Genomic DNA, 24,009 nt, shown 5'->3' with positions numbered 1-24,009 from the left:
AAAAGGGAGGTAGGCCCCTTGCTAGATGTAAACAATTTCGAGTATATGAAAATAGGTCTTGCTTCACCGGATAAGATACGTTCTTGGTCACATGGTGAAGTTAAGAAACCTGAAACGATCAACTATCGTACATTAAAACCAGAAAAAGACGGTCTATTCTGCGAGCGCATTTTCGGACCGACGAAAGACTGGGAATGTCACTGTGGAAAGTATAAGCGTGTTCGATATAAAGGCGTGGTCTGTGACCGATGCGGCGTTGAAGTAACACGCGCGAAAGTCCGCCGTGAAAGAATGGGCCATATTGAACTTGCAGCCCCTGTATCCCACATTTGGTATTTCAAGGGCATCCCAAGCCGTATGGGTCTTGTGCTGGACATGTCTCCGCGTGCACTTGAAGAAGTTATTTACTTCGCTTCTTATGTTGTAACGGATCCTGGCGTTACGGCTCTTGAGAAGAAGCAGCTGCTTTCTGAAAAAGAGTACCGTGCATACCGTGAAAAATACGGAAACAAGTTCCAGGCTTCCATGGGTGCTGAATCCATTAAGAAGCTTCTTTCTGACATAGATCTCAACAAAGAAGTAGATTCCCTTAAAGAGGAATTGAAAACCGCCCAGGGCCAGCGACGCACTCGTGCAATCAAGCGCCTGGAAGTACTTGAAGCTTTCCGTGGTTCTGGAAATGAACCGTCCTGGATGATTCTCGACGTTCTTCCGGTTATTCCTCCGGAGCTTCGTCCGATGGTACAGCTGGATGGTGGACGTTTTGCCACTTCCGACCTGAATGATCTGTACCGCCGTGTAATTAACCGCAACAACCGTTTGAAGCGTTTATTGGACCTTGGTGCTCCAAGCATTATCGTTCAGAACGAAAAACGCATGCTTCAGGAAGCTGTAGATGCGCTAATTGATAACGGCCGCCGCGGAAGACCGGTAACTGGACCAGGAAACCGTCCGTTAAAATCCCTATCGCATATGCTTAAAGGAAAACAAGGACGCTTCCGCCAGAACTTGCTTGGTAAGCGTGTTGACTATTCGGGACGTTCGGTTATCGTCGTAGGACCAAACTTAAAAATGTACCAGTGCGGACTTCCAAAAGAAATGGCATTGGAATTATTTAAGCCGTTCGTTATGAAGGAATTGGTGGAGAAGGGCTTAGCTCACAACATCAAATCTGCAAAGCGCAAAATTGAAAGAGTACAGCCGGAAGTTTGGGATGTTCTTGAAAGTGTTATTAAAGAGCACCCTGTATTGCTTAACCGTGCTCCGACTCTTCACAGACTCGGCATTCAGGCATTCGAACCGACATTGGTTGAAGGACGCGCTATTCGTCTTCACCCGCTTGTATGTACTGCTTACAACGCAGACTTTGACGGTGACCAAATGGCTGTTCACGTGCCGCTTTCATCTGAAGCACAGGCAGAAGCACGCTTGCTGATGCTGGCAGCACAGAACATTCTGAATCCGAAAGACGGTAAGCCAGTTGTTACTCCTTCTCAGGATATGGTACTGGGTAACTATTACCTGACACTTGAAAGAGCCGGCGCCGTTGGCGAAGGTATGATTTTTAAAGATACAAGCGAAGCGCTGCTTGCTTATCAAAATGGATATGTGCACTTGCATACAAGAGTAGCTGTCCATGCTGGATCCTTAAATAATCAGACTTTCACTGAAGAACAAAACAAGAAGCTTTTATTAACTACGGTTGGTAAGCTTATTTTCAACGAAATTCTGCCTGAAACATTCCCTTACATTAATGAGCCTACAAAAGAAAACCTGGAGATTGAAACTCCTGCGAAATATTTTGTAGAGCCTGCTACTGATGTAGCTGCCGTTATCAAGGAAATGCCGCTGGTAGATCCGTTTAAGAAAAAGATCCTTGGAAACATCATTGCGGAAGTCTTCAAACGCTTCAAAATTACGGAAACGTCTAAAATGCTTGACCGCATGAAGAACCTTGGATTCAGGCACTCCACAAAAGCCGGTATCACAGTCGGTGTTGCTGATATCGTAGTATTAAGGGAGAAGCAGGAAATTATCCAGGAAGCACAGGGCAAGGTTGATAATGTAATGAAACAGTTCAGACGCGGTCTTATTACCGAAGACGAGCGTTATGATCGTGTTATTTCAATCTGGAGTGCAGCGAAAGATAATATCCAGGCAAAACTAATGAATTCATTGGATAAATCCAACCCGATCTTCATGATGAGTGACTCTGGTGCCCGTGGTAACGCGTCCAACTTCACTCAGTTAGCCGGTATGCGCGGACTGATGGCCAACCCGGCTGGACGTATCATTGAATTACCGATCAAATCGAGTTTCCGTGAAGGATTAACAGTACTCGAGTACTTTATTTCCACACACGGTGCCCGTAAAGGTCTTGCCGATACGGCTCTTAAAACAGCTGACTCAGGTTACCTGACTCGCCGCCTTGTAGATGTTGCGCAGGATGTCATCGTTCGTGACGACGATTGCGGAACTGACCGCGGCTTGCTTATCGCATCTCTTAAGGATGGCACTGAAGTCATTGAAGCGCTTGAAGAGCGTCTGATTGGCCGATATGCAAGAAGGAACATCAAACATCCTGAGACAAATGAAGTGATCGTGCCTGAAAATGGTTTGATTACTGAAGATTTAGCAGTCGAAGTTGTTTCAGCCGGCATTGAAAAGGTATGGATCCGTTCAGCATTCACTTGCAACACCCGCCATGGTGTATGTAAGAAATGCTACGGCCGCAACTTGGCTACCGGCCAAGAGGTTGAAGTTGGTGAAGCAGTAGGTATTATCGCTGCCCAATCCATCGGTGAACCAGGTACACAGTTAACAATGCGTACCTTCCATACCGGTGGTGTAGCAGGAGACGATATCACTCAAGGTTTACCGCGTATCCAGGAAATTTTCGAAGCGCGTAACCCTAAAGGTCAGGCAGTTATTTCAGAAATCGATGGTGTTGTAGTCGGCCTGAACGAAGGCCGCGACCGCCAGCAGGAAATTGTTGTTCAGGGTGAAGTTGAGTCCAAGACCTACACAGCACCTTACACAGCCCGCTTAAAAGTAGCTGTAAACGACAAAGTAGTGCGTGGTCAGGAACTGACTGAAGGTTCCATTGACCCTAAAGAGTTAATTAAAGTGAGAGATGTAACAGCTGTTCAGGAATACTTGCTGCGTGAAGTTCAAAAGGTATACCGCATGCAGGGTGTTGAAATCGGCGATAAGCACATCGAAGTAATGGTCCGCCAGATGCTTCGCAAAGTGCGTGTAATTGATGCGGCAGAAACAGATGTGCTTCCAGGTACATTGCTTGATATCCATCAATTTACAGATGCCAATGAAAAAGCCATTCTTGCTGGTAAAATGCCTGCAACAGGACGTCCGGTTCTGTTGGGTATCACAAAAGCATCTCTTGAAACAGATTCATTCTTATCAGCAGCATCCTTCCAGGAGACAACAAGAGTTCTTACCGATGCAGCGATCAAAGGCAAGCGCGATGAGCTTCTTGGCCTGAAAGAAAATGTAATTATTGGTAAGCTTGTCCCTGCTGGAACAGGCATGCAGCGATACAGAAGAGCAGAGCCTTATACAAACGAGGAAGCTGCTGAAGATACTGTTACTGTAGAATAATGTAATCATTGCGGTGCTTGCTTATTTGAAAGCAAGTGCCGCATTTTATAGTGAATAAACGAAATAAAAATCATTTTGCTTATTGACATTGAAATATGAAGGTGTTACTATTGCAAAGGTGCTCCTATTCACCGGATACTTTGGAGGATGTCGTAAATGTCTTATGATAAAGTATTGCAGGCAAAAAGTATTATTGTAGGAACAAAGCAAACAGTCAAAGCTCTTAAACTGGGAACAATCGATGAAGTCGTAGTCGCCAGTGATGCTGATCCTAGGGTTACAGCAAAAGTGGTTAGTACAGCGACTGAAATGGACGTTCCGATTGTATATGTCGATTCGATGAAAAAACTCGGAAAGGCATGTGGAATCGAAGTTGGGGCAGCAACTGTTGCCATATCTATTTAAAAACTGTTTTTGTAGATTGGTATCTGCAAGAACTTTGTTTTTGCAACAAAATGAACCACCTGGATGTGTGGGCTTAAACAAATTCGAAGGGAGGAAAAATCAAATGCCTACTATTAATCAATTAGTGCGCAAGCCTCGTCAAACTAAGTCTGAGAAGTCAAACTCACCTGCTCTTAACAAAGGCTACAACAGCTTCAAGAAAGCTCAAACAAACGTAGCTTCACCTCAAAAGCGTGGTGTTTGTACTCGTGTTGGTACAATGACTCCAAAGAAACCGAACTCTGCATTACGTAAATATGCTCGTGTTCGTTTAACAAATGGTATCGAGGTTAATGCTTACATCCCTGGTATCGGGCACAACCTTCAAGAGCACAGTGTTGTTCTTATCCGTGGAGGACGTGTAAAAGACTTACCGGGTGTGCGTTATCACATCGTGCGCGGCGCTTTAGATACTGCTGGTGTTAACAACCGTATGCAAGGCCGTTCTAAATACGGTGCTAAGCGTCCAAAAGCAGCTAAAAAATAATTCTAATTAATAGACAACCATCTTTGAAAGGAGGAACAATCCATGCCACGTAAAGGTCCTGTAGCAAAAAGAGACGTATTGCCGGATCCGATTTACAACTCAAAACTAGTTAGCCGTCTGATCAACAAAATGATGACTGATGGTAAGAGAGGTAAATCTCAAGCAATTCTTTACTCTGCGTTCGATATCATCAGCGAGCGCACTGGCAAAGAACCAATGGAAGTTTTCGATCAGGCGCTTAAAAACATCATGCCTGTACTTGAAGTTAAAGCACGCCGTGTAGGTGGTGCAAACTACCAAGTACCAGTTGAGGTGCGTCCTGACCGCCGTACTACTCTTGGTCTTCGCTGGTTAGTAAACTATGCGCGTCTTCGCGGTGAAAAGACTATGGAAGAGCGTTTAGCTAACGAAATCCTTGATGCAGCTAACAACACTGGTGCATCTGTTAAGAAACGTGAAGATACACACAAAATGGCAGAAGCAAACAAAGCGTTTGCTCACTACCGCTGGTAAGATATACTGCTTAATTAAAATAACACTCATACTAGGAAGGAGAAAGACCCAATGGCTAGAGAGTTCTCCTTAGAAAATACTCGTAATATCGGTATCATGGCTCACATCGATGCCGGTAAAACAACAACTACTGAGCGTGTACTTTACTACACAGGCCGTATCCACAAAATCGGTGAAACACACGAAGGTGCTTCACAGATGGACTGGATGGAGCAGGAGCAAGAGCGTGGAATCACAATCACTTCTGCTGCGACAACTGCACAGTGGAAAGGTCACCGCGTTAACATCATTGACACTCCTGGACACGTAGACTTCACAGTTGAAGTTGAACGTTCACTTCGTGTTCTTGATGGTGCAGTAGCTGTACTTGACGCGCAGTCAGGTGTTGAGCCGCAAACTGAAACAGTTTGGCGTCAGGCTACTACTTACGGAGTACCACGTGTGGTATTCGTAAACAAAATGGATAAAATCGGTGCAGACTTCTTGTACTCATTGAAGACTCTTCATGATCGTCTTCAAGCGAATGCAGCTGCAATTCAATTACCGATTGGTGCTGAAGATCAGTTCGAAGGCATCATCGACTTAATTGAAATGAAAGCTACATTCTACGGAAACGACTTGGGTACTGATATCGAAGACCGTGATATTCCAGCTGAATACATGGATCAAGCAGAAGAATACCGTGAAAAGCTAATTGAAGCGGTAGCTGAACTTGATGAAGAATTAATGGAGAAATACCTTGGCGGTGAAGAAATCACTAACGAAGAGCTTAAAGCTGCTATTCGTAAAGGTACAGTAAACGTTGAATTCTACCCAGTTATCTGTGGTTCTGCGTTCAAAAACAAAGGTGTTCAAAAAATGCTTGATGCAGTAATCGACTACCTTCCATCTCCTCTTGATGTACCTTCTATTAAAGGTACACTACCGGATACAGAAGAAGAGGTTACTCGTCCATCAAGCGATGATGCACCATTCTCAGCACTTGCATTTAAAGTTATGACCGACCCTTACGTTGGTAAACTTACATTCTTCCGTGTGTATTCCGGTACATTAAACTCTGGTTCATATGTACAGAACTCTACTAAAGGAAAGCGTGAGCGTGTAGGACGTATCCTGCAAATGCATGCGAATTCCCGTGAAGAGATCTCAGTAGTACACTCTGGTGATATCGCAGCTGCTGTAGGTCTTAAAGACACTACTACAGGGGATACTCTATGTGATGAAAAGAATCTTGTTATTCTTGAGTCTATGGAATTCCCAGAGCCGGTTATCTCATTATCTATCGAGCCTAAATCAAAGGCTGACCAAGATAAGATGACAACTGCTCTTCAAAAACTTCAAGAAGAAGATCCTACATTCCGCGCTCATACTGACCAGGAAACTGGACAGGTTATCATCGCGGGTATGGGTGAGCTTCACCTTGATATCCTTGTTGACCGTATGAGACGTGAATTTAAAGTGGAAGCTAACGTAGGTGCTCCTCAGGTTGCATACCGTGAAACTTTCCGTGGTTCAGCTAAGGTTGAAGGTAAATTTGCACGTCAATCCGGTGGACGCGGACAGTTCGGTCACGTTTGGATCGAATTCAGTCCTAATGAAGAAGGTAAAGGCTTCGAATTCGAAAACGGAATCGTTGGTGGTGTCGTTCCTCGTGAATACATCCCAGCTGTTCAAGCGGGTCTTGAAGATTCGCTGGATAGAGGAGTACTTGCCGGATTCCCACTGGTAGACATCAAAGCCCGTTTATTTGACGGTTCTTACCATGATGTTGACTCCTCTGAAATGGCGTTTAAGATTGCTGCATCTATGGCACTTAAAAACGCTGCGTCAAAATGTAATCCTGTAATTCTTGAGCCGGTTATGAAGGTTGAAGTCGTAATCCCTGAAGAATACATGGGAGACATCATGGGTGATGTAACATCACGCCGTGGACGCGTTGAAGGTATGGAAGCTCGCGGTAACGCGCAAGTAGTTCGTGCGATGGTTCCACTATCAGAAATGTTTGGATATGCAACTTCATTGCGTTCTAATACGCAGGGCCGCGGTACATTCTCAATGCACTTCGACCACTATGAAGAAGTACCAAAATCAATTTCTGAAGAAATCATCAAAAAAAATAAAGGTGAATAATTGATTTTACCTTTTCAATAAAGTATAACTACTATTGTAGGCTAAAAGCGCTGTGGAAAGGGAAACCTCTTCACAGCATAAAATACTTAACTTTTATTATCTGAAGGAGGAAATTTCAAATGGCAAAAGCTAAATTTGACCGTTCAAAACCCCATGTTAACATCGGTACTATCGGACACGTTGACCATGGTAAAACTACTTTAACTGCAGCTATCACAACTGTTCTTTCTAAAAAAGGCGGCGGTGAAGCACGCGGATACGATCAAATCGACGCGGCTCCAGAAGAGCGCGAGCGTGGAATCACAATCTCAACTGCACACGTTGAGTACGAAACTGATAACCGTCACTATGCACACGTTGACTGCCCAGGTCACGCTGACTATGTTAAAAACATGATCACTGGTGCTGCACAAATGGACGGCGGAATCCTAGTTGTTTCTGCTGCTGACGGCCCAATGCCACAAACTCGTGAGCACATCCTTCTTTCTCGTCAGGTTGGTGTTCCTTTCCTTGTTGTATTCATGAACAAGTGTGACATGGTTGACGATGAAGAACTACTTGAATTAGTAGAAATGGAAGTTCGTGACCTTCTTTCTGAGTACGAATTCCCTGGTGATGACATTCCTGTAATCAAAGGTTCTGCTCTTAAAGCTCTTGAAGGAGAAGCTGAGTGGGAAGCTAAAATCGAAGAACTTATGGCAGCAGTTGACGAGTACATCCCAACTCCAACTCGTGACACTGACAAGCCATTCATGATGCCTGTTGAGGATGTATTCTCAATCACTGGCCGTGGTACTGTTGCTACAGGACGTGTTGAGCGTGGACAAGTTAAAGTCGGTGACGTTATCGAAATCATCGGTCTTGCTGAAGAGCCAAAATCAACTACTGTAACTGGTGTAGAAATGTTCCGTAAGCTTCTTGACTATGCTGAAGCTGGAGACAACATTGGTGCCCTTCTTCGTGGTGTTGCACGTGAAGATATCCAACGTGGACAAGTACTTGCTAAGCCAGGTTCAATCACTCCACACACTAAGTTTAAAGCTGAAGTATACGTTCTTTCAAAAGAAGAAGGTGGACGTCATACTCCATTCTTCACTAACTACCGTCCTCAGTTCTACTTCCGTACAACTGATGTAACTGGTATCTGTAATCTTCCTGAAGGTGTAGAAATGGTTATGCCTGGAGATAACATCGAAATGACTGTAGAACTAATCGCTCCAATCGCTATCGAAGAAGGTACTAAGTTCTCTATCCGTGAGGGTGGACGTACTGTAGGCGCTGGCGTAGTTGCTACAATCACTGAGTAATCTCAACTAATAAAAACAGATGGGTGACGACCCATCTGTTTTTTTATTTGCTTCCTCCCTAATCCAATACATAAACAGATGAATGGAATTTAAAATCATCATTTCAAATTCACTAATATTTCCTGCGTTCCTGCTTGTGGTTCACGGATAGAGAACATTCCTCCTCTAAAAAACTCCCGATTAAAACCGCTTTTCTTCTATATATAATCACCACTATATTTTCTACTCAATTACTCACAGTGCAAATAGTTAGACTTCTTCCTATACTCTTGAAAACTCAATACACAGCAGTTATAATAGTAAAAGTGTGCGGAACAAAAAGAAATAACATATACATGTTGCATTTCATTTATTGTTTCTGTATAATAGACAATGTTGGTCTTTGACTGCGATGATGTGAAAGGTTGCTGACACACCCGGCCGCTTTGCCATGGCGAGTGTGTGGGAAATTTTCACGGAGAATGTCTATCTTAAAATAGGCGAAAAGGAGGGAAAATAATGGCAAAACAAAAAATTCGTATTCGTTTAAAAGCGTATGATCACAGAATTCTTGATCAATCAGCAGAAAAGATTGTTGAGACTGCAAAACGTTCTGGTGCGGCTGTTTCAGGTCCGATTCCATTACCAACTGAAAAGTCTATTTACACAATCCTACGTGCGGTTCACAAGTACAAAGACTCTCGTGAGCAGTTCGAAATGCGTACGCATAAACGTCTTATCGACATCGTTAACCCAACACCACAAACGGTTGATTCTCTAATGCGTTTAGACTTACCGTCTGGTGTAGATATCGAAATCAAACTTTAATCAATAAATAATCATAAGAAACTTAGGAGGTGTGACTAATGACCAAAGGAATCTTAGGAAGAAAGATTGGTATGACTCAAGTATTTGCTGAAAACGGTGATCTTATCCCGGTAACAGTGGTTGAGGCAGCTGCTAACGTTGTTCTTCAAAAGAAATCAGTTGATACTGATGGATATGAAGCAATCCAGATTGGATTCGAAGACAAGCGGGACAAGTTGTCCAACAAACCTGAAAAAGGGCATGTTGCTAAAGCAAACACTGCTCCTAAGCGCTTCGTACGCGAATTCCGCGGAGCTGATTTAGGACAATATGAAGTTGGTCAGGAAGTCAAAGTTGATATTTTCGCAGAAGGCGATACTGTTGATGTAACAGGAATTTCAAAAGGTAAAGGTTTCCAGGGTGCCATCAAGCGCCACGGACAATCTCGCGGGCCTATGGCTCACGGTTCTCGTTATCATCGTCGCCCTGGTTCAATGGGTCCTGTAGCTCCAAACCGTGTATTCAAAGGTAAATTATTACCTGGTCGCATGGGTGGAGAACAAGTGACTGTACAAAACCTTGAAATCGTAAAAGTTGATGTTGAACGCAACCTTCTTTTGATCAAAGGTAATGTACCTGGTGCCAGAAAAGCATTAGTAAAAATCAAAAGTGCGGTTAAAGCATAATAATTAAACCGGAAAGGAGGAAAACAGAATGCCGAAAGTAGCATTGTTTAACCAAAGCGGATCTAAAGTTGGTGATATCGAACTTAATGATGCGATCTTTGGTATCGAGCCCAACCAGCACGTACTATTCGAAGCTGTTGTTATGCAAAGAGCTTCATTACGTCAAGGGACTCATAAAACTAAAATTCGTTCTGAAGTAGCGGGCGGAGGACGTAAGCCATGGCGCCAAAAAGGCACAGGCCGTGCACGTCAAGGTTCTATCCGTTCACCACAATGGCGCGGAGGCGGTACTGTATTTGGTCCTGTACCACGCAGCTACAGCTACAAACTGCCTAAAAAGGTTCGCCGTCTGGCAATCAAATCTGCGTTATCTTCTAAAGTATTAGAAGAAAACATCCTAGTATTAGAAGGCCTTGCTTTCGAAGCTCCTAAAACTAAAGACTTTAAAGGTGTATTATCTGGTCTTTCTGTTGGTTCAAAAGCACTTATCGTAACTGCTGACCTAGATGAGAACGTAGCACTATCTGCTCGCAACATCCCTGGTGTAACAGTTGTATCTGCTTCTGGAATCACTGTTTTAGATGTTTTAAACCATGATAAGCTTATCATGACGAAAGCAGCGGTTGAAAAAGTAGAGGAGGTGCTTGCATAATGGATGCACGCGATATCATTAAGCGCCCCGTAATCACTGAACGTTCTACTGACATTATGGCTGATAAAAAATATACGTTCGAAGTTGACGTACGTGCTAACAAGACTCAAGTTAAAGACGCTGTAGAGCAAATCTTTGGCGTTAAAGTTGAGAAAGTTAACATCATGAACTACAAAGGTAAGTTCAAGCGTATGGGCAAATTCGGCGGATACACTAACAAACGCCGTAAAGCGATCGTTAAATTAACAGCTGAAAGCCAAGAAATCGAGCTATTTGAAGCTTAATTCACTATAACTAGAAGAGGAGGGAAACGAAATGGCGATTAAAAAGTATAAACCTACCTCTAATGGTCGTCGCGGCATGACGGTTTCTGATTTCGCAGAAATCACGACTAACCAACCAGAAAAGTCTTTACTTGCTCCTTTAAAGAGAAAAGGCGGCCGTAACAACCAAGGTAAGTTGACAGTTCGTCATCAAGGCGGCGGTCATAAACGTCAATATCGTATCATCGATTTTAAACGTAACAAAGATGGCATTCCAGGACGCGTTGCCACAATCGAGTATGATCCAAACCGCTCTGCAAATATTGCACTAATTAACTATGTAGATGGAGAAAAGCGTTACATCCTTGCACCTAAGAACTTACAGGTGGGTATGGAAGTAATGGCTGGTCCTGAAGCAGATATCAAAGTGGGTAATGCACTTCCACTAGTTAACATTCCAGTGGGTACAGTAATCCACAACATCGAATTAAAACCTGGTAAAGGCGGACAATTAGTACGTTCTGCTGGTACTTCTGCACAAGTTCTTGGTAAAGAAGGCAAGTACGTATTAGTTCGTTTAAACTCTGGTGAAGTTCGCATGATTCTTGCTGAGTGCCGTGCGACAGTTGGTCAAGTCGGAAACGAGCAGCACGAGCTTATTAACATTGGTAAAGCAGGTCGTTCACGCTGGTTAGGCAAGCGCCCAACTGTACGTGGATCTGTAATGAACCCTAACGATCACCCACACGGTGGTGGTGAAGGACGTTCGCCAATCGGACGTAAGTCTCCAATGTCTCCTTGGGGCAAACCAACACTTGGTTACAAGACACGCAAGAAGAACAACAAATCAGATAAATTTATCGTACGTCGTCGTAAAAAATAACGGGATTGTACTACGGTTCCAATTAAGAACCGTAGAGCAATCACGAAGGGAGGTTCAATCATGGGTCGCAGCTTAAAAAAAGGACCTTTTGTTGATGAACATTTAATGACAAAGATCGAAAAGCTTAATGAAACAGAAAGCAAGCAAGTTACTAAAACTTGGTCTCGCCGTTCTACGATCTTCCCACAATTCATCGGACACACAATCGCAGTTTATGATGGTCGTAAACATGTGCCTGTATACATCACTGAAGACATGGTAGGCCACAAGCTTGGAGAATTCGCTCCAACTCGTGCGTACAAAGGCCATGGCAATGATGATAAGAAAACAAGACGTTAATGAGAGGAGGGCATTCTAATGCAAGCTAAAGCTGTTGCAAGAACAGTTCGTATTGCTCCTCGTAAAGCTCGTTTAGTCGTAGATTTAATTCGAGGAAAGCAAGTAGGCGAAGCAGTAGCGATTTTAAACCTTACACCTAAAGCTGCTTCTCCAATCGTAGAGAAAGTTTTAAAATCTGCACTAGCTAACGCTGAGCACAACTACGAAATGGACGTTAACAACCTGGTAGTTGCTCAAGCATTCGTAGACGAAGGACCAACTTTAAAACGTTTCCGTCCTCGCGCTATGGGCCGTGCAAGCCAAATCAACAAGCGCACTAGCCATATTACTATCGTTTTATCAGAAAAGAAGGAGGGATAATCAGTGGGTCAAAAAGTAAATCCAGTCGGTTTGCGTGTCGGTGTCATCCGTGATTGGGAGTCAAAATGGTACGCAGGCAAAGACTATGCTGATCTTTTACACGAAGACCTTAAGGTTCGTGAGTACATCTCAAAGCGTCTAAGCGAAGCTTCTGTTTCTAAAGTAGAAATCGAACGTGCTGCTAATCGCCTGAACATCACTATCCACACTGCGAAACCAGGAATGGTTATCGGTAAAGGTGGTACTGAGGTTGAAGCACTTCGTAAGTCACTTAACTCATTAACCGGCAAGCGTGTTCACATCAACATTCTTGAAATTAAAAGAGCAGATATCGATGCGAAATTGGTTGCGGAAAACATTGCTCGTCAATTAGAAAACCGCGTATCTTTCCGTCGTGCTCAAAAACAAACTATTCAACGTGCAATGCGCGCTGGCGCTAAAGGTATCAAAACAATGGTATCTGGTCGTTTAGGCGGTGCTGATATAGCTCGTTCAGAATCATACAGCGAAGGAACAGTTCCACTTCATACTCTTCGTGCTGATATCGATTATGCTGCAGTTGAAGCTGATACAACTTACGGTAAATTGGGCGTAAAAGTATGGATCTATCGTGGAGAGGTCCTTCCTACGAAGAAGAAAACTGGGGAAGGAGGCAAATAATATGTTATTGCCAAAGCGCGTAAAATATCGTCGTGTACACCGCGGAAAAATGCGTGGTCAATCAAAAGGCGGAACTGAAGTAAACTTCGGTGAATATGGCCTTCAAGCTCTAGAAGCTTCTTGGATCACTAACCGTCAAATCGAATCTGCACGTATTGCAATGACTCGTTACATGAAACGTGGCGGTAAAGTTTGGATTCAAATTTTCCCACACAAGCCTTACACTGCAAAGCCTCTAGAAGTCCGCATGGGTTCTGGTAAAGGTGCTCCTGAAGGATGGGTAGCAGTTGTAAAGCCTGGTAAAGTAATGTTCGAAATCGCTGGTGTATCTGAAGAGATCGCTCGTGAAGCATTACGTCTTGCAGCACACAAACTTCCACTTAAGTGCAAGTTTGTAAAACGAGAAGAAATTGGTGGTGAATCAAATGAAAGCTAATGAAATTCGTGACCTGACCACTGCCGAAATTGAACAAAAAGTAAAATCATTAAAAGAAGAGCTTTTCAACCTTCGCTTTCAATTGGCGACTGGACAACTTGAAAACACAGCTCGCATTCGTGAAGTACGCAAAGCGATTGCCCGCATGAAAACTGTTATTCGTGAAAGAGAAATCGGCTTTAGCAAGTGATATTGAGAGGAGGTTCGCACAATGAGTGAACGCAACCAACGCAAAGTTTACACTGGACGCGTCGTTTCTGACAAAATGGATAAGACAGTAACGGTTCTTGTCGAAACTTACAAAAAGCATCCACTTTACGGTAAACGCGTTAAGTACTCTAAAAAGTTCAAGGCTCATGATGAGCAAAACCAAGCAAAAACTGGCGATATCGTTCGTATTATGGAAACTCGTCCACTATCTGCGACTAAACGCTTCCGTCTTGTAGAAGTAGTTGAAAAAGCAGTTATTATCTAATTGTTCGGTTGGGAGATTTATCCCGAAGGGAGGTTACACACATGATTCAACAAGAATCACGTTTAAAAGTTGCTGACAACTCTGGTGCTCGTGAAGTACTTACAATCAAAGTTCTTGGTGGCTCTGGCCGCAAAACTGCTAACATCGGTGATGTTATCGTTTGTACAGTGAAACAAGCAACACCAGGTGGCGTTGTTAAAAAAGGTGATGTTGTTAAAGCGGTAGTTGTTCGTACTAAGAGCGGTGTACGCCGTAATGACGGTACTTACATTCGTTTCGATGAAAACGCATGTGTAATTATTCGTGATGACAAAGGACCACGCGGAACTCGTATCTTCGGACCGGTTGCACGTGAACTACGTGAAAACAACTTCATGAAAATTGTATCATTAGCTCCAGAAGTATTATAAATAACAAATCAAATTGCCTTTAAGGAGGTGCGCGCAGATGCATGTGAAAAAAGGTGACAAAGTTATGGTCATCTCTGGTAAGGATAAAGGCAAAACGGGCGTTATTCTAGCAGCGTTTCCTAAACAAAGCCGAGTGCTTGTTGAAGGAGTTAACATTGTAAAGAAACACTCTAAGCCTTCTCAGATGAACCCGCAAGGCGGAATCATCAGCCAAGAGGCACCTGTTCATGTATCAAACGTTATGCCTGTTGATCCTAAATCTGGTGAACCAACTCGTGTAGGCTATAAAACGGTTGATGGCAAAAAAGTACGTGTTGCAACAAAATCCGGTGAATTTCTAGATAAATAAGTTCAAAGAAGAAGGGAGGTACAATGAATGAACCGCCTAAAAGAAAAGCATTCAAAAGAAATTACTCCTGCTCTAATGAGCAAGTTTAACTATAAATCAGTTATGCAAGCACCTAAGCTTGACAAAATCGTTATCAACATGGGTATTGGTGACGCTGTTCAAAACGCTAAAGCACTAGATAAAGCTGTTGAGGAATTAACTTTGATCACTGGTCAAAAGCCGGTTATCACTCGCGCTAAGAAATCAATCGCTGGCTTCCGTCTTCGTGAAGGTATGCCAATCGGTGCGAAGGTTACTCTTCGTGGAGAGCGCATGTATGAGTTCTTTGATAAGTTAGTATCTGTATCTCTTCCACGTGTGCGTGACTTCCGCGGTATCTCTAAGAAGTCATTTGACGGCCGAGGTAACTATACTCTAGGTGTCAAAGAACAGTTAATCTTCCCTGAGATTGATTACGATAAAGTAAGCAAAGTTCGTGGTATGGATATCGTTATCGTAACTACAGCTAACACTGATGAAGAAGCTCGTGAACTTTTAACTCAATTTGGAATGCCATTCCAAAAGTAATCGCTAAATAGAGGGAGGCGAAAACGTGGCTAAAAAGTCAATGATTGCGAAGCAAAAACGCACGCCTAAACACAAGGTACAGGAGTACACTCGCTGCGAACGCTGTGGACGTCCACATTCTGTATACCGTAAATTTAAGCTTTGTCGTATTTGTTTCCGTGAATTAGCATATAAAGGACAAATTCCTGGCGTGAAAAAAGCTAGCTGGTAAACCCCAAGCATGGGAAGGAGGTAAAAACAATGGTCATGACAGATCCAATTGCAGACTTGCTAACTCGCATCCGTAATGCGAACATGGTTCGTCACGAAAAATTAGAAGTTCCTGCTTCTAACATCAAGAAAGAAATTGCAGAGATCTTAAAGCGTGAAGGTTTTGTACGTGATGTTGAGCTTATCGAAGATAACAAGCAAGGCATCATCCGCATTTTCCTAAAATACGGTTCAAACAACGAACGCGTTATCACTGGTCTTAAGCGTATCAGTAAGCCTGGTCTTCGTGTATACGCAAAGGCTGATGAAGTACCTCGCGTACTTAACGGTCTTGGAATCGCACTAGTTTCTACTTCTCAAGGAGTTATCACTGATAAAGATGCCCGCGCTAAACAAGTCGGCGGAGAAGTATTAGCATACGTTTGGTAATAGAGTTTTTCATGAATGGAGGTGCAATTAAATGTCTCGTATAGGTAAAAAACCAATCGAAATTCCAACTGGTGTTACTGTTACTAACGACAATAACACGGTTACTGTGAAGGGTCCTAAAGGTGAACTAACTCGTTCATTCAACCAGGATATCGAAATCAAGGTGGAGGACAGCGTAATCAACGTATCCCGTCCATCTGATGCGAAAGAACACCGCGCATTGCACGGAACTACTCGCGCACTTCTAGCTAACATGGTTGAGGGTGTGTCAAAAGGATTCGAAAGAGGACTAGAGCTTATCGGTGTCGGTTACCGTGCTCAAAAACAAGGCAAAAAGCTTGTTTTAAACGTTGGTTACTCTCATCCTGTTGAAATCGAACCTGAAGAAGGTATTGAAGTTGAAGTTCCATCTAACACAAAGATCATGGTTAAAGGTACTGACAAAGAACGTGTTGGTGCATTGGCTGCCAACATCCGTGATGTTCGTCCTCCAGAGCCTTACAAAGGTAAAGGTATCCGCTATGAAGGCGAATATGTTCGTCGTAAAGAAGGTAAAACTGGTAAGTAATGCCGCTTAGGTAAACGAAAGGAGTGACCGAAATGATTACGAAGGCTGATAAAAATGCAGTTCGTAAGAAAAGGCATGCTCGTGTGCGTGCGAAACTTTCTGGAACTGCGGCTCGTCCTCGTCTAAATGTGTATCGTTCAAACAAGCACATTTATGCTCAACTTATTGATGATGTAAACGGAGTTACTGTAGCAAGTGCTTCTACACAAGATAAAGAAGTAAACCTTGATGCAACTAGCAACGTTGATGCAGCAGTTAAGGTCGGAGAATTAGTTGCAAAGCGCGCAGTCGAAAAAGGCGTTAAAGCTGTCGTTTTCGATCGTGGTGGCTATCTATATCATGGACGTGTTCAAGCATTAGCTGATGCAGCACGTGAAAATGGTTTAGAATTTTAATAGACAAAGGAGGGACACAAAAAGATGCGTCGTATTGATCCAAACAAACTTGAACTTGAAGAGCGCGTAGTTACGATTAATCGTGTAGCAAAGGTTGTTAAAGGTGGACGTCGTTTTCGTTTCTCTGCTCTTGTAGTAGTAGGTGACAAAAACGGTCACGTTGGCTTTGGTACAGGTAAAGCACAGGAAGTTCCTGAAGCGATCCGCAAAGCTATGGAAGATGCTAAGAAAAACTTAGTCGAAGTACCTATGGTTGGAAGTACAATTCCTCACCAGGTAATCGGTCACTTCGGTGCTGGAGAAATCCTTCTTAAGCCTGCTTCTGAAGGTACTGGAGTAATCGCCGGAGGTCCAGTTCGTGCGGTTCTTGAATTAGCTGGTGTTGGTGATATCTTATCTAAATCTTTAGGTACTAACACACCAATCAACATGGTTCGCGCCACTTTGAACGGTTTAACTCAATTAAAACGTGCTGAGGACGTAGCGAAATTACGTGGTAAATCAGTAGAAGAACTGTTAGGATAAGGAGGGATATCAAATGGCGAATAAACTTGAAGTAACCCTCACTCGCAGCGTGATTGGTCGCCCGCAAGACCAGCGCGAAACAGTTAAGGCTCTTGGCTTACGCAAAATGCACCAAACAGTTGAGCATCAAGATAATCCTGCTATCCGCGGAATGATCAACAAAGTTGCTCACCTTGTTGTGGTAAAAGAAAAATAAATCTATTCTTCTACAAATAAGGAGGTGCCAACATGAAACTTCATGAATTAAAGCCTGCAGAAGGTTCTCGTGGGGAACGCAAACGCAAAGGCCGTGGTATCGGTTCCGGTAATGGTAAAACTGCTGGTAAGGGTCATAAAGGTCAAAACGCTCGTTCTGGCGGCGGTGTCCGTCCTGGATTCGAGGGTGGTCAAACACCTTTATTCCAACGCTTGCCTAAACGCGGTTTCACTAACATCAACCGTAAAGAGTACGCGATTGTGAACCTTGATGCTCTAAACCGTTTCGAAGATGGAGCTGAAGTAACTCCAGCGCTTCTTATCGAAACTGGTGTAGTAAGCAACGAAAAAGCAGGAATCAAGATTCTTGCAAAAGGCAAAGTTGAGAAAAAGCTTACAGTTAAAGCTCATAAATTCTCCTCTGCTGCAAAGGAAGCTATTGAAGCTGCCGGCGGTCAAACTGAGGTGATTTAATGTTTCAGACAATCTCCAATTTTATGCGTGTGGGTGATATAAGACGAAAGATTATCTTCACCCTTTTAATGCTGGTTGTATTTCGCATCGGTACATTTATCCCTGTACCGGGCGTAAATGCAGAGCTATTAAAAGCCCAGGATGAACTTAATGTATTCGGTGTTCTGAATACATTCGGCGGCGGGGCGCTCCTAAACTTCTCCATTCTTGCAATGGGTATCATGCCGTACATTACGGCATCCATCATTGTGCAGCTTCTGCAGATGGATGTTGTTCCTAAGTTTACGGAATGGTCAAAGCAGGGAGATGTTGGACGCCGTAAGTTAGCTCAGTTTACCCGTTACTTTACTATCGTGCTTGGTTTTATCCAGGCTCTCGGTATGTCTTATGGGTTTAATAACCTAGCAGGCGGAATGCTGATTGAGAATCCGGGAATTACCTCTTATCTATTGATTGCTGTGGTATTGACTGCCGGAACTGCATTTCTAATGTGGCTTGGTGAGCAGATTACATCAAAAGGTGTAGGAAATGGTATTTCCATCATTATCTTTGCTGGTATCGTGGCTGGAATTCCTTCAACGGTTAACCAGATTTACGCTCAGCAGTTTGAAAATGCTGGAGAGCAGCTATTCCTTCGCATTGTGACAATCGTGCTTATCCTGATCGCAGTCATTGCTATTGTTGTAGGAACGATCTTCATCCAACAGGCATTAAGAAAGATTCCTATTCAATATGCTAAGCGTGTAACAGCAGGACAAAATTCTGCTGGCGGACAATCAACTCATCTTCCGTTAAAAGTTAATGCAGCTGGTGTAATTCCAGTAATCTTTGCGATTTCTTTCATCATCACGCCAAGAACCATTGCCGGTTTCTTTGAGCAGAGTGATGTTACGCTATGGATTCAAAGTATATTTGACTATACGTCTCCAATCGGAATGGTCATCTATAGTGCATTAATCATTGCTTTTACTTATTTCTATGCTTTCATTCAGGTGAACCCGGAACAAGTTGCGGAAAACCTGAAGAAGCAGGGCGGTTATATCCCGGGCATCCGTCCAGGAAATAACACGCAGGAATATCTGACTCGCGTCTTATACCGTTTAACTTTTGTCGGTGCGCTATTCCTGACAGTGATTTCAATTCTGCCGGTATTCTTCATCAATATCGCCGGATTGCCTGAATCTGCTCAAATTGGAGGCACAAGCCTGTTGATCGTTGTCGGTGTTGCACTGGAAACGATGAAGCAGCTTGAAGCACAGCTGGTTAAACGTCATTATAAAGGTTTCATTAAATAATTTGGTTGTAGGGGACGCATGTTCCCTTATACCATTTGGAGACTAGGGGGAAATTGACGTGAATTTAGTTTTAATGGGGCTCCCTGGTGCCGGTAAAGGTACACAAGCCGAGAAGATCGTCCAAAAATACGGCATCCCTCATATTTCTACCGGAGATATGTTCCGTGCGGCTATTAAAGACGAAACGGACCTAGGCCTTAAAGCAAAATCATTCATGGATAAAGGCGAGCTTGTTCCTGATGAGGTAACAATCGGCATTGTACGTGAACGATTAAGCAAGGATGATTGTGAAAAAGGCTTTTTGCTGGATGGCTTCCCAAGAACGGTTGCCCAAGCAGATGCCCTTGAAAACATCCTTTCTGATTTAAACAAGAAAATCAATTATGTTATTAATATTGATGTTGATCAGAGTATTCTAATGGAACGTCTTACAGGACGCCGCATCTGTAAAGACTGCGGAGCTACTTATCATTTAGTATTCAATCCCCCAGCGAAAGACGGAGTGTGTGATCGCTGCGGCGGTGAGCTGTATCAGCGTGCTGATGATAATGAAGCGACTGTTCAGAATCGGCTTGACGTTAATATTAAACAAACAAAACCGTTGCTTGATTTCTACGAAACGAAAGGTTATCTGCGCAATATTGATGGTCAGCAGGATATTAATAAAGTATTTTCTGATCTTGATGCATTGCTCGGGGGCTTACAATGATCATTTGCAAAACCCCGCGTGAGCTTGAAATAATGCGTGAGGCCGGCAGAATCGTAGCACTTACACATCAGGAACTGAAAAAACATATAGCACCCGGTATCACAACCCGCGAACTGGATGTTATTGCTGACCGGTTTATCCGTAAACACGATGCAATTCCATCATTCAAAGGGTATAATGGTTTCCGCGGCAGCATTTGTGCTTCAGTTAACGATGAACTTGTTCATGGCATTCCTGGTGGTCGAGTTTTAAATGACGGTGATATAATCAGCATTGATATCGGTGCTAAATATAACGGTTATCATGGTGACTCAGCCTGGACTTATGCTGTTGGCCAAATTGATGAAGAATCCGAGCGTCTGATGGATGTGACAGAGGAATCGTTATATAAGGGCCTTGAAGAAGCAAAACCGGGTGAGCGCTTGTCGAACATCTCCCATGCTATCCAAACGTATGCGGAATCTAATGGCTTTTCCATTGTACGCGAGTATGTCGGCCATGGTGTAGGGCAAGACTTACATGAGGATCCTCAAATTCCTCATTATGGACCCCCTAACAGAGGACCGCGCTTAAAGCCGGGAATGGTACTTGCTATTGAACCTATGGTGAATGCAGGAAGTCGTTATGTTAAAACCTTAACCGATAACTGGACAGTAGTAACGGTTGACGGTAAAAGGTGTGCACATTATGAGCATACAATAGCGATCACTGAATCCGGTTATGAAATACTGACAAAAGCCTAAGGTGCAGGTGATTCCATTGGTTGGTTCTGATACGAATCCGCAGCATGGTCAAATTGTTTTGATCAAAAGTGGAAGCGATGCTGGTCAATATGCTATAATTATAAGGTTGTTGGATGAAAGGTATGTTATGCTTGCTGACGGCGGCAGGAAGAAATTCGACCGCCCGAAGAAAAAGAACGTTCAGCATCTGCAATTGCTTAATTATATCTCTCCAGAAGTTCAGACCAGTCTCCAGGAGACCGGCCGTGTAACAAACGGAAAGTTGCGCTTTGCGCTTGCAAAGCATGTAAATGAATTCGTATATGATATGAAGAAGGGAGAATAAAGTTCAATGGCGAAAGACGATGTAATCGAAATAGAAGGCACAGTTATTGATACTTTGCCAAATGCAATGTTTAAGGTAGAATTAGAAAATGGTCATACAGTGCTAGCTCATGTATCCGGTAAGATCCGCATGCACTTCATCCGCATTTTACCTGGAGATAAAGTAACAGTTGAGCTATCTCCATATGATTTAACACGCGGTAGAATCACATATCGTTTTAAATAATCATTGCACTCCGTACTATTAAGGAGGTTAGGATAATGAAAGTAAGACCATCAGTTAAACCAATCTGCGAAAAGTGTAAAGTTATCCGCAGACGTGGAAAAGTAATGGTTATCTGTGAAAACCCTAAACATAAACAAAAACAAGGTTAATTCGAAGGAGGTGCGCTTATACAATGGCACGTATTGCTGGTGTAGATGTTCCACGTGAAAAACGTGTAGTAATCTCATTAACTTATATCTTTGGTATTGGTAAATCTACAGCTCAGAAAGTTTTGGCTGAAGCTGGTGTTTCTGAAGACACTCGTGTTCGTGATCTTACAGAAGATGAACTTAACAAAATCCGTGACATCATCGACAAATTGAAAGTTGAAGGTGACCTTCGCCGTGAGGTTTCACTAAACATCAAACGTCTAATGGAGATCGGAAGCTATCGCGGTCTTCGTCATCGCCGTGGTTTACCGGTTCGCGGACAAAACACTAAAAACAACGCTCGTACACGCAAAGGTCCTCGTAAGACTGTAGCGAACAAGAAGAAATAATCAGTAAAGGAGGTAACTTTAAATGGCTCGTAAAACTAATACACGTAAGCGTCGTGTGAAAAAGAATATTGAACAGGGTATTGCACATATCCGTTCTACTTTCAACAACACAATCGTAACTATCACTGATGTTCATGGGAATGCTATTTCATGGTCAAGTGCTGGAGCTCTTGGATTCAGAGGTTCTCGTAAATCTACTCCATTCGCAGCACAAATGGCAGCAGAAACTGCAGCGAAAACTTCTCAGGAACACGGTATGAAAACCCTTGAAGTAACTGTTAAAGGACCTGGTGCAGGACGTGAAGCTGCAATCCGTGCTCTTCAAGCTGCTGGTCTAGAAGTTACTGCTATCAGAGACGTAACTCCAGTTCCTCATAACGGATGTCGTCCGCCAAAACGCCGCCGTGTATAATTTTTCTGTATAGAATTTGTATCCTTGTCTATAATGGGATATGATACTAATTTTTTAGTTATACAGAACAATTATTCCAGTTGTTGTGCACAAAACGGGAACGTATACATGGGGGAATTTCGGTTAGAGATTGCTAGCCGGGGTTTCGACGTTTTGAAGGAGGGTATATTTTGATGATCGAAATAGAAAAACCAAAAATCGAAACGGTTGAGATCAACGATGATGCCAAGTACGGCAAGTTCGTCGTCGAGCCACTTGAGCGTGGGTATGGTACAACTTTGGGTAACTCCTTACGTCGTATCCTTTTATCCTCACTCCCAGGTGCCGCTGTCACATCGATCCAAATTGATGGGGTACTTCATGAGTTCTCAACAATTGAAGGCGTCGTAGAAGATGTAACATCTATCATTTTAAACATTAAAAAACTAGCACTTAAAATCTACTCTGATGAAGAAAAAACATTGGAAATCGATGTTCAGGGTGAGGGTGTAGTGAAGGCAGCTGACGTAACACATGACAGCGATGTTGAAATCCTAAATCCGGATCTTCATATTGCTACTCTTGGTTCGAATGCCCACCTGCGCATGCGTTTAACTGCAAGACGCGGACGAGGCTATACACCAGCTGACCAAAACAAGAGAGAAGATCAGCCAATCGGTGTGATTCCGATCGATTCCATCTACACTCCAGTATCTCGTATTTCTTACCAGGTAGAGAATACACGTGTGGGTCAAATGACTAACTTTGATAAGTTAACATTCGATGTTTGGACTGACGGCAGTACAGGTCCTCAAGATGCGGTTGCTCTTGGAGCGAAGATCTTAACTGAGCATTTGAATATCTTTGTCGGTTTAACTGACGAAGCTCAAAATGCTGAAATCATGGTTGAAAAAGAAGAAGACCAAAAAGAGAAAGTACTTGAGATGACAATTGAAGAACTCGACTTGTCTGTCCGTTCTTACAACTGCTTAAAGCGCGCTGGCATCAATACTGTTCAGGAATTAGCCAATAAGACTGAAGAGGATATGATGAAAGTCCGTAACCTTGGCAGAAAGTCACTTGAGGAAGTAAAACATAAATTAGAAGATCTTGGACTGGGCTTACGCAAAGACGATTGATTAATGAAGATTAATTGATTATCTGCATGTTTGCTTTCAGCAGATTGAATGACTTCAACAAAGGAGGGAAACTTTCATGGGATACAGAAAGTTAGGACGCACTAGCTCACAACGTAAAGCTATGCTGCGTGACTTAGCAACAGATCTAATCATCAATGAGCGCATCGAAACAACTGAAGCTCGTGCGAAAGAACTTCGTTCAGTTGTTGAGAAAATGATCACTCTTGGAAAGCGCGGCGACTTGCATGCACGCCGTCAAGCAGCTGCATTTGTTCGCAACGAGGTAGCTAACGCTGAAACTGACCAGGATGCTGTTCAAAAATTATTCAGCGACATCGCAACTCGTTATGAAGAGCGCCAAGGTGGATACACTCGTATTATGAAACTTGGACCTCGTCGTGGAGACGGTGCGCCAATGGTAATCATCGAGTTAGTATAATTTTTTAAGGAAAGGGCGCGGGACGGTTTCATAGAACTTGTTCT

36 protein-coding genes and 1 pseudogene are annotated in these 24,009 nt (G+C 43.1%); all 37 read left to right on the top strand.

The window, feature by feature from the left end:
* Positions 1-18 precede the first annotated feature (18 nt).
* The 37 genes and pseudogenes from rpoC (at position 19) to rplQ (ending at position 23,965) form a co-directional block, all read left to right on the top strand.
* Positions 19-3,618: a DNA-directed RNA polymerase subunit beta' gene (gene rpoC / locus LLY41_RS00280; RefSeq protein WP_095246004.1), complete on the top strand. Its 3,600-nt coding sequence runs from the start codon at positions 19-21 to the stop codon at positions 3,616-3,618.
* 156 nt (positions 3,619-3,774) lie between these two features.
* Positions 3,775-4,023, top strand: a complete 249-nt coding sequence (locus tag LLY41_RS00275; RefSeq protein ID WP_095246003.1) for a 50S ribosomal protein L7ae-like protein — start codon at positions 3,775-3,777, stop codon at positions 4,021-4,023.
* A 103-nt stretch (positions 4,024-4,126) separates the two neighbouring features.
* Complete coding sequence (rpsL, locus tag LLY41_RS00270) at positions 4,127-4,549, top strand: 30S ribosomal protein S12 (protein WP_009336562.1); 423 nt, start codon at positions 4,127-4,129, stop codon at positions 4,547-4,549.
* Positions 4,550-4,591: 42 nt separating this feature from the next.
* Complete coding sequence (gene rpsG / locus LLY41_RS00265; protein ID WP_095246002.1) at positions 4,592-5,062, top strand: 30S ribosomal protein S7; 471 nt, start codon at positions 4,592-4,594, stop codon at positions 5,060-5,062.
* A gap of 51 nt (positions 5,063-5,113) precedes the next feature.
* Positions 5,114-7,192 carry an elongation factor G gene (fusA, locus tag LLY41_RS00260; protein WP_095246001.1) on the top strand — a complete coding sequence of 693 codons (2,079 nt, stop codon included), beginning with the start codon at positions 5,114-5,116 and terminating at the stop codon, positions 7,190-7,192.
* Positions 7,193-7,311: 119 nt separating this feature from the next.
* The gene (gene tuf, locus LLY41_RS00255) at positions 7,312-8,499 is read left to right on the top strand and encodes an elongation factor Tu (protein ID WP_095246000.1); all 1,188 of its coding nucleotides are present in this window, start codon (positions 7,312-7,314) and stop codon (positions 8,497-8,499) included.
* A gap of 498 nt (positions 8,500-8,997) precedes the next feature.
* Positions 8,998-9,306, top strand: a complete 309-nt coding sequence (rpsJ, locus tag LLY41_RS00250) for a 30S ribosomal protein S10 (RefSeq protein ID WP_009336571.1) — start codon at positions 8,998-9,000, stop codon at positions 9,304-9,306.
* Between the two features lie 38 nt (positions 9,307-9,344).
* A complete protein-coding gene (gene rplC, locus LLY41_RS00245; protein WP_095245999.1) occupies positions 9,345-9,971 on the top strand; it encodes a 50S ribosomal protein L3 in 627 nt (208 codons plus the stop codon).
* A gap of 28 nt (positions 9,972-9,999) precedes the next feature.
* Complete coding sequence (gene rplD / locus LLY41_RS00240) at positions 10,000-10,623, top strand: 50S ribosomal protein L4 (RefSeq protein WP_095245998.1); 624 nt, start codon at positions 10,000-10,002, stop codon at positions 10,621-10,623.
* A complete protein-coding gene (gene rplW / locus LLY41_RS00235) occupies positions 10,623-10,907 on the top strand; it encodes a 50S ribosomal protein L23 (RefSeq protein ID WP_035332296.1) in 285 nt (94 codons plus the stop codon). Before rplD ends, rplW begins: the two co-directional genes overlap by 1 nt.
* A 31-nt stretch (positions 10,908-10,938) precedes the next feature.
* Complete coding sequence (gene rplB / locus LLY41_RS00230; protein ID WP_304586649.1) at positions 10,939-11,769, top strand: 50S ribosomal protein L2; 831 nt, start codon at positions 10,939-10,941, stop codon at positions 11,767-11,769.
* A 60-nt stretch (positions 11,770-11,829) separates the two neighbouring features.
* Complete coding sequence (gene rpsS, locus LLY41_RS00225; RefSeq protein ID WP_009336580.1) at positions 11,830-12,108, top strand: 30S ribosomal protein S19; 279 nt, start codon at positions 11,830-11,832, stop codon at positions 12,106-12,108.
* A gap of 18 nt (positions 12,109-12,126) precedes the next feature.
* Positions 12,127-12,468 (top strand): 50S ribosomal protein L22, encoded by a 342-nt coding sequence (gene rplV, locus LLY41_RS00220; RefSeq protein WP_009336582.1) that lies wholly within the window; start codon positions 12,127-12,129, stop codon positions 12,466-12,468.
* A 3-nt stretch (positions 12,469-12,471) separates the two neighbouring features.
* Entirely contained in the window at positions 12,472-13,128 is a 657-nt protein-coding gene (gene rpsC, locus LLY41_RS00215) for a 30S ribosomal protein S3 (RefSeq protein WP_095245996.1), read from the top strand.
* A gap of 1 nt (position 13,129) precedes the next feature.
* A complete protein-coding gene (gene rplP / locus LLY41_RS00210) occupies positions 13,130-13,564 on the top strand; it encodes a 50S ribosomal protein L16 (protein WP_095245995.1) in 435 nt (144 codons plus the stop codon).
* Positions 13,554-13,754 carry a 50S ribosomal protein L29 gene (gene rpmC, locus LLY41_RS00205; RefSeq protein ID WP_009336588.1) on the top strand — a complete coding sequence of 67 codons (201 nt, stop codon included), beginning with the start codon at positions 13,554-13,556 and terminating at the stop codon, positions 13,752-13,754. The genes rplP and rpmC overlap by 11 nt, the downstream gene beginning before the upstream one ends.
* Positions 13,755-13,775: 21 nt before the next feature.
* Positions 13,776-14,039, top strand: a complete 264-nt coding sequence (rpsQ, locus tag LLY41_RS00200; protein ID WP_009336589.1) for a 30S ribosomal protein S17 — start codon at positions 13,776-13,778, stop codon at positions 14,037-14,039.
* Between the two features lie 41 nt (positions 14,040-14,080).
* On the top strand, positions 14,081-14,449 hold the full coding sequence (rplN, locus tag LLY41_RS00195) for a 50S ribosomal protein L14 (protein WP_009336590.1): 369 nt from the start codon (positions 14,081-14,083) through the stop codon (positions 14,447-14,449).
* 37 nt (positions 14,450-14,486) lie between these two features.
* On the top strand, positions 14,487-14,798 hold the full coding sequence (gene rplX, locus LLY41_RS00190) for a 50S ribosomal protein L24 (protein ID WP_095245994.1): 312 nt from the start codon (positions 14,487-14,489) through the stop codon (positions 14,796-14,798).
* Positions 14,799-14,825: 27 nt separating this feature from the next.
* Entirely contained in the window at positions 14,826-15,365 is a 540-nt protein-coding gene (gene rplE / locus LLY41_RS00185; protein ID WP_095245993.1) for a 50S ribosomal protein L5, read from the top strand.
* 25 nt (positions 15,366-15,390) lie between these two features.
* Positions 15,391-15,576, top strand: a complete 186-nt coding sequence (gene rpsN, locus LLY41_RS00180) for a 30S ribosomal protein S14 (RefSeq protein ID WP_009336593.1) — start codon at positions 15,391-15,393, stop codon at positions 15,574-15,576.
* A 29-nt stretch (positions 15,577-15,605) separates the two neighbouring features.
* The gene (gene rpsH / locus LLY41_RS00175; protein ID WP_095245992.1) at positions 15,606-16,004 is read left to right on the top strand and encodes a 30S ribosomal protein S8; all 399 of its coding nucleotides are present in this window, start codon (positions 15,606-15,608) and stop codon (positions 16,002-16,004) included.
* Positions 16,005-16,035: 31 nt separating this feature from the next.
* Positions 16,036-16,572, top strand: coding sequence for a 50S ribosomal protein L6 (gene rplF, locus LLY41_RS00170; RefSeq protein ID WP_095245991.1), 537 nt, complete (start codon positions 16,036-16,038; stop codon positions 16,570-16,572).
* 32 nt (positions 16,573-16,604) lie between these two features.
* Positions 16,605-16,967 (top strand): 50S ribosomal protein L18, encoded by a 363-nt coding sequence (gene rplR / locus LLY41_RS00165; RefSeq protein WP_095245990.1) that lies wholly within the window; start codon positions 16,605-16,607, stop codon positions 16,965-16,967.
* A gap of 24 nt (positions 16,968-16,991) precedes the next feature.
* Positions 16,992-17,492, top strand: coding sequence for a 30S ribosomal protein S5 (gene rpsE, locus LLY41_RS00160; RefSeq protein WP_095245989.1), 501 nt, complete (start codon positions 16,992-16,994; stop codon positions 17,490-17,492).
* Between the two features lie 13 nt (positions 17,493-17,505).
* On the top strand, positions 17,506-17,688 hold the full coding sequence (rpmD, locus tag LLY41_RS00155; protein WP_009336598.1) for a 50S ribosomal protein L30: 183 nt from the start codon (positions 17,506-17,508) through the stop codon (positions 17,686-17,688).
* 32 nt (positions 17,689-17,720) lie between these two features.
* Positions 17,721-18,161, top strand: coding sequence for a 50S ribosomal protein L15 (gene rplO, locus LLY41_RS00150; RefSeq protein WP_035332284.1), 441 nt, complete (start codon positions 17,721-17,723; stop codon positions 18,159-18,161).
* A complete protein-coding gene (secY, locus tag LLY41_RS00145) occupies positions 18,161-19,456 on the top strand; it encodes a preprotein translocase subunit SecY (RefSeq protein WP_304586648.1) in 1,296 nt (431 codons plus the stop codon). Before rplO ends, secY begins: the two co-directional genes overlap by 1 nt.
* A 58-nt stretch (positions 19,457-19,514) precedes the next feature.
* Positions 19,515-20,165: an adenylate kinase gene (locus LLY41_RS00140; protein ID WP_095245987.1), complete on the top strand. Its 651-nt coding sequence runs from the start codon at positions 19,515-19,517 to the stop codon at positions 20,163-20,165.
* Entirely contained in the window at positions 20,162-20,908 is a 747-nt protein-coding gene (map, locus tag LLY41_RS00135; protein ID WP_076262059.1) for a type I methionyl aminopeptidase, read from the top strand. The genes LLY41_RS00140 and map overlap by 4 nt, the downstream gene beginning before the upstream one ends.
* 16 nt (positions 20,909-20,924) lie before the next feature.
* Positions 20,925-21,283, top strand: a pseudogene (locus tag LLY41_RS00130) (KOW domain-containing RNA-binding protein).
* Positions 21,240-21,458 (top strand): translation initiation factor IF-1, encoded by a 219-nt coding sequence (infA, locus tag LLY41_RS00125; protein ID WP_066192222.1) that lies wholly within the window; start codon positions 21,240-21,242, stop codon positions 21,456-21,458. The pseudogene LLY41_RS00130 and the gene infA overlap by 44 nt, the downstream one beginning before the upstream one ends.
* Positions 21,459-21,493: 35 nt before the next feature.
* Positions 21,494-21,607, top strand: coding sequence for a 50S ribosomal protein L36 (gene rpmJ, locus LLY41_RS00120; RefSeq protein WP_000868344.1), 114 nt, complete (start codon positions 21,494-21,496; stop codon positions 21,605-21,607).
* Between the two features lie 23 nt (positions 21,608-21,630).
* The gene (gene rpsM, locus LLY41_RS00115; protein ID WP_009336605.1) at positions 21,631-21,996 is read left to right on the top strand and encodes a 30S ribosomal protein S13; all 366 of its coding nucleotides are present in this window, start codon (positions 21,631-21,633) and stop codon (positions 21,994-21,996) included.
* A gap of 22 nt (positions 21,997-22,018) precedes the next feature.
* Positions 22,019-22,408, top strand: coding sequence for a 30S ribosomal protein S11 (gene rpsK / locus LLY41_RS00110; protein WP_095245986.1), 390 nt, complete (start codon positions 22,019-22,021; stop codon positions 22,406-22,408).
* Positions 22,409-22,581: 173 nt separating this feature from the next.
* Positions 22,582-23,526 (top strand): DNA-directed RNA polymerase subunit alpha, encoded by a 945-nt coding sequence (locus LLY41_RS00105; protein ID WP_048011509.1) that lies wholly within the window; start codon positions 22,582-22,584, stop codon positions 23,524-23,526.
* 76 nt (positions 23,527-23,602) lie between these two features.
* Positions 23,603-23,965, top strand: coding sequence for a 50S ribosomal protein L17 (gene rplQ / locus LLY41_RS00100; protein WP_009336608.1), 363 nt, complete (start codon positions 23,603-23,605; stop codon positions 23,963-23,965).
* The last annotated feature ends 44 nt before the right edge of the window (positions 23,966-24,009 follow it).

This window comes from Cytobacillus firmus, assembly GCF_023612095.1.
Taxonomy (GTDB): domain Bacteria; phylum Bacillota; class Bacilli; order Bacillales; family Cytobacillaceae; genus Cytobacillus.
This window is presented reverse-complemented; position numbering and strand designations above follow the sequence as displayed.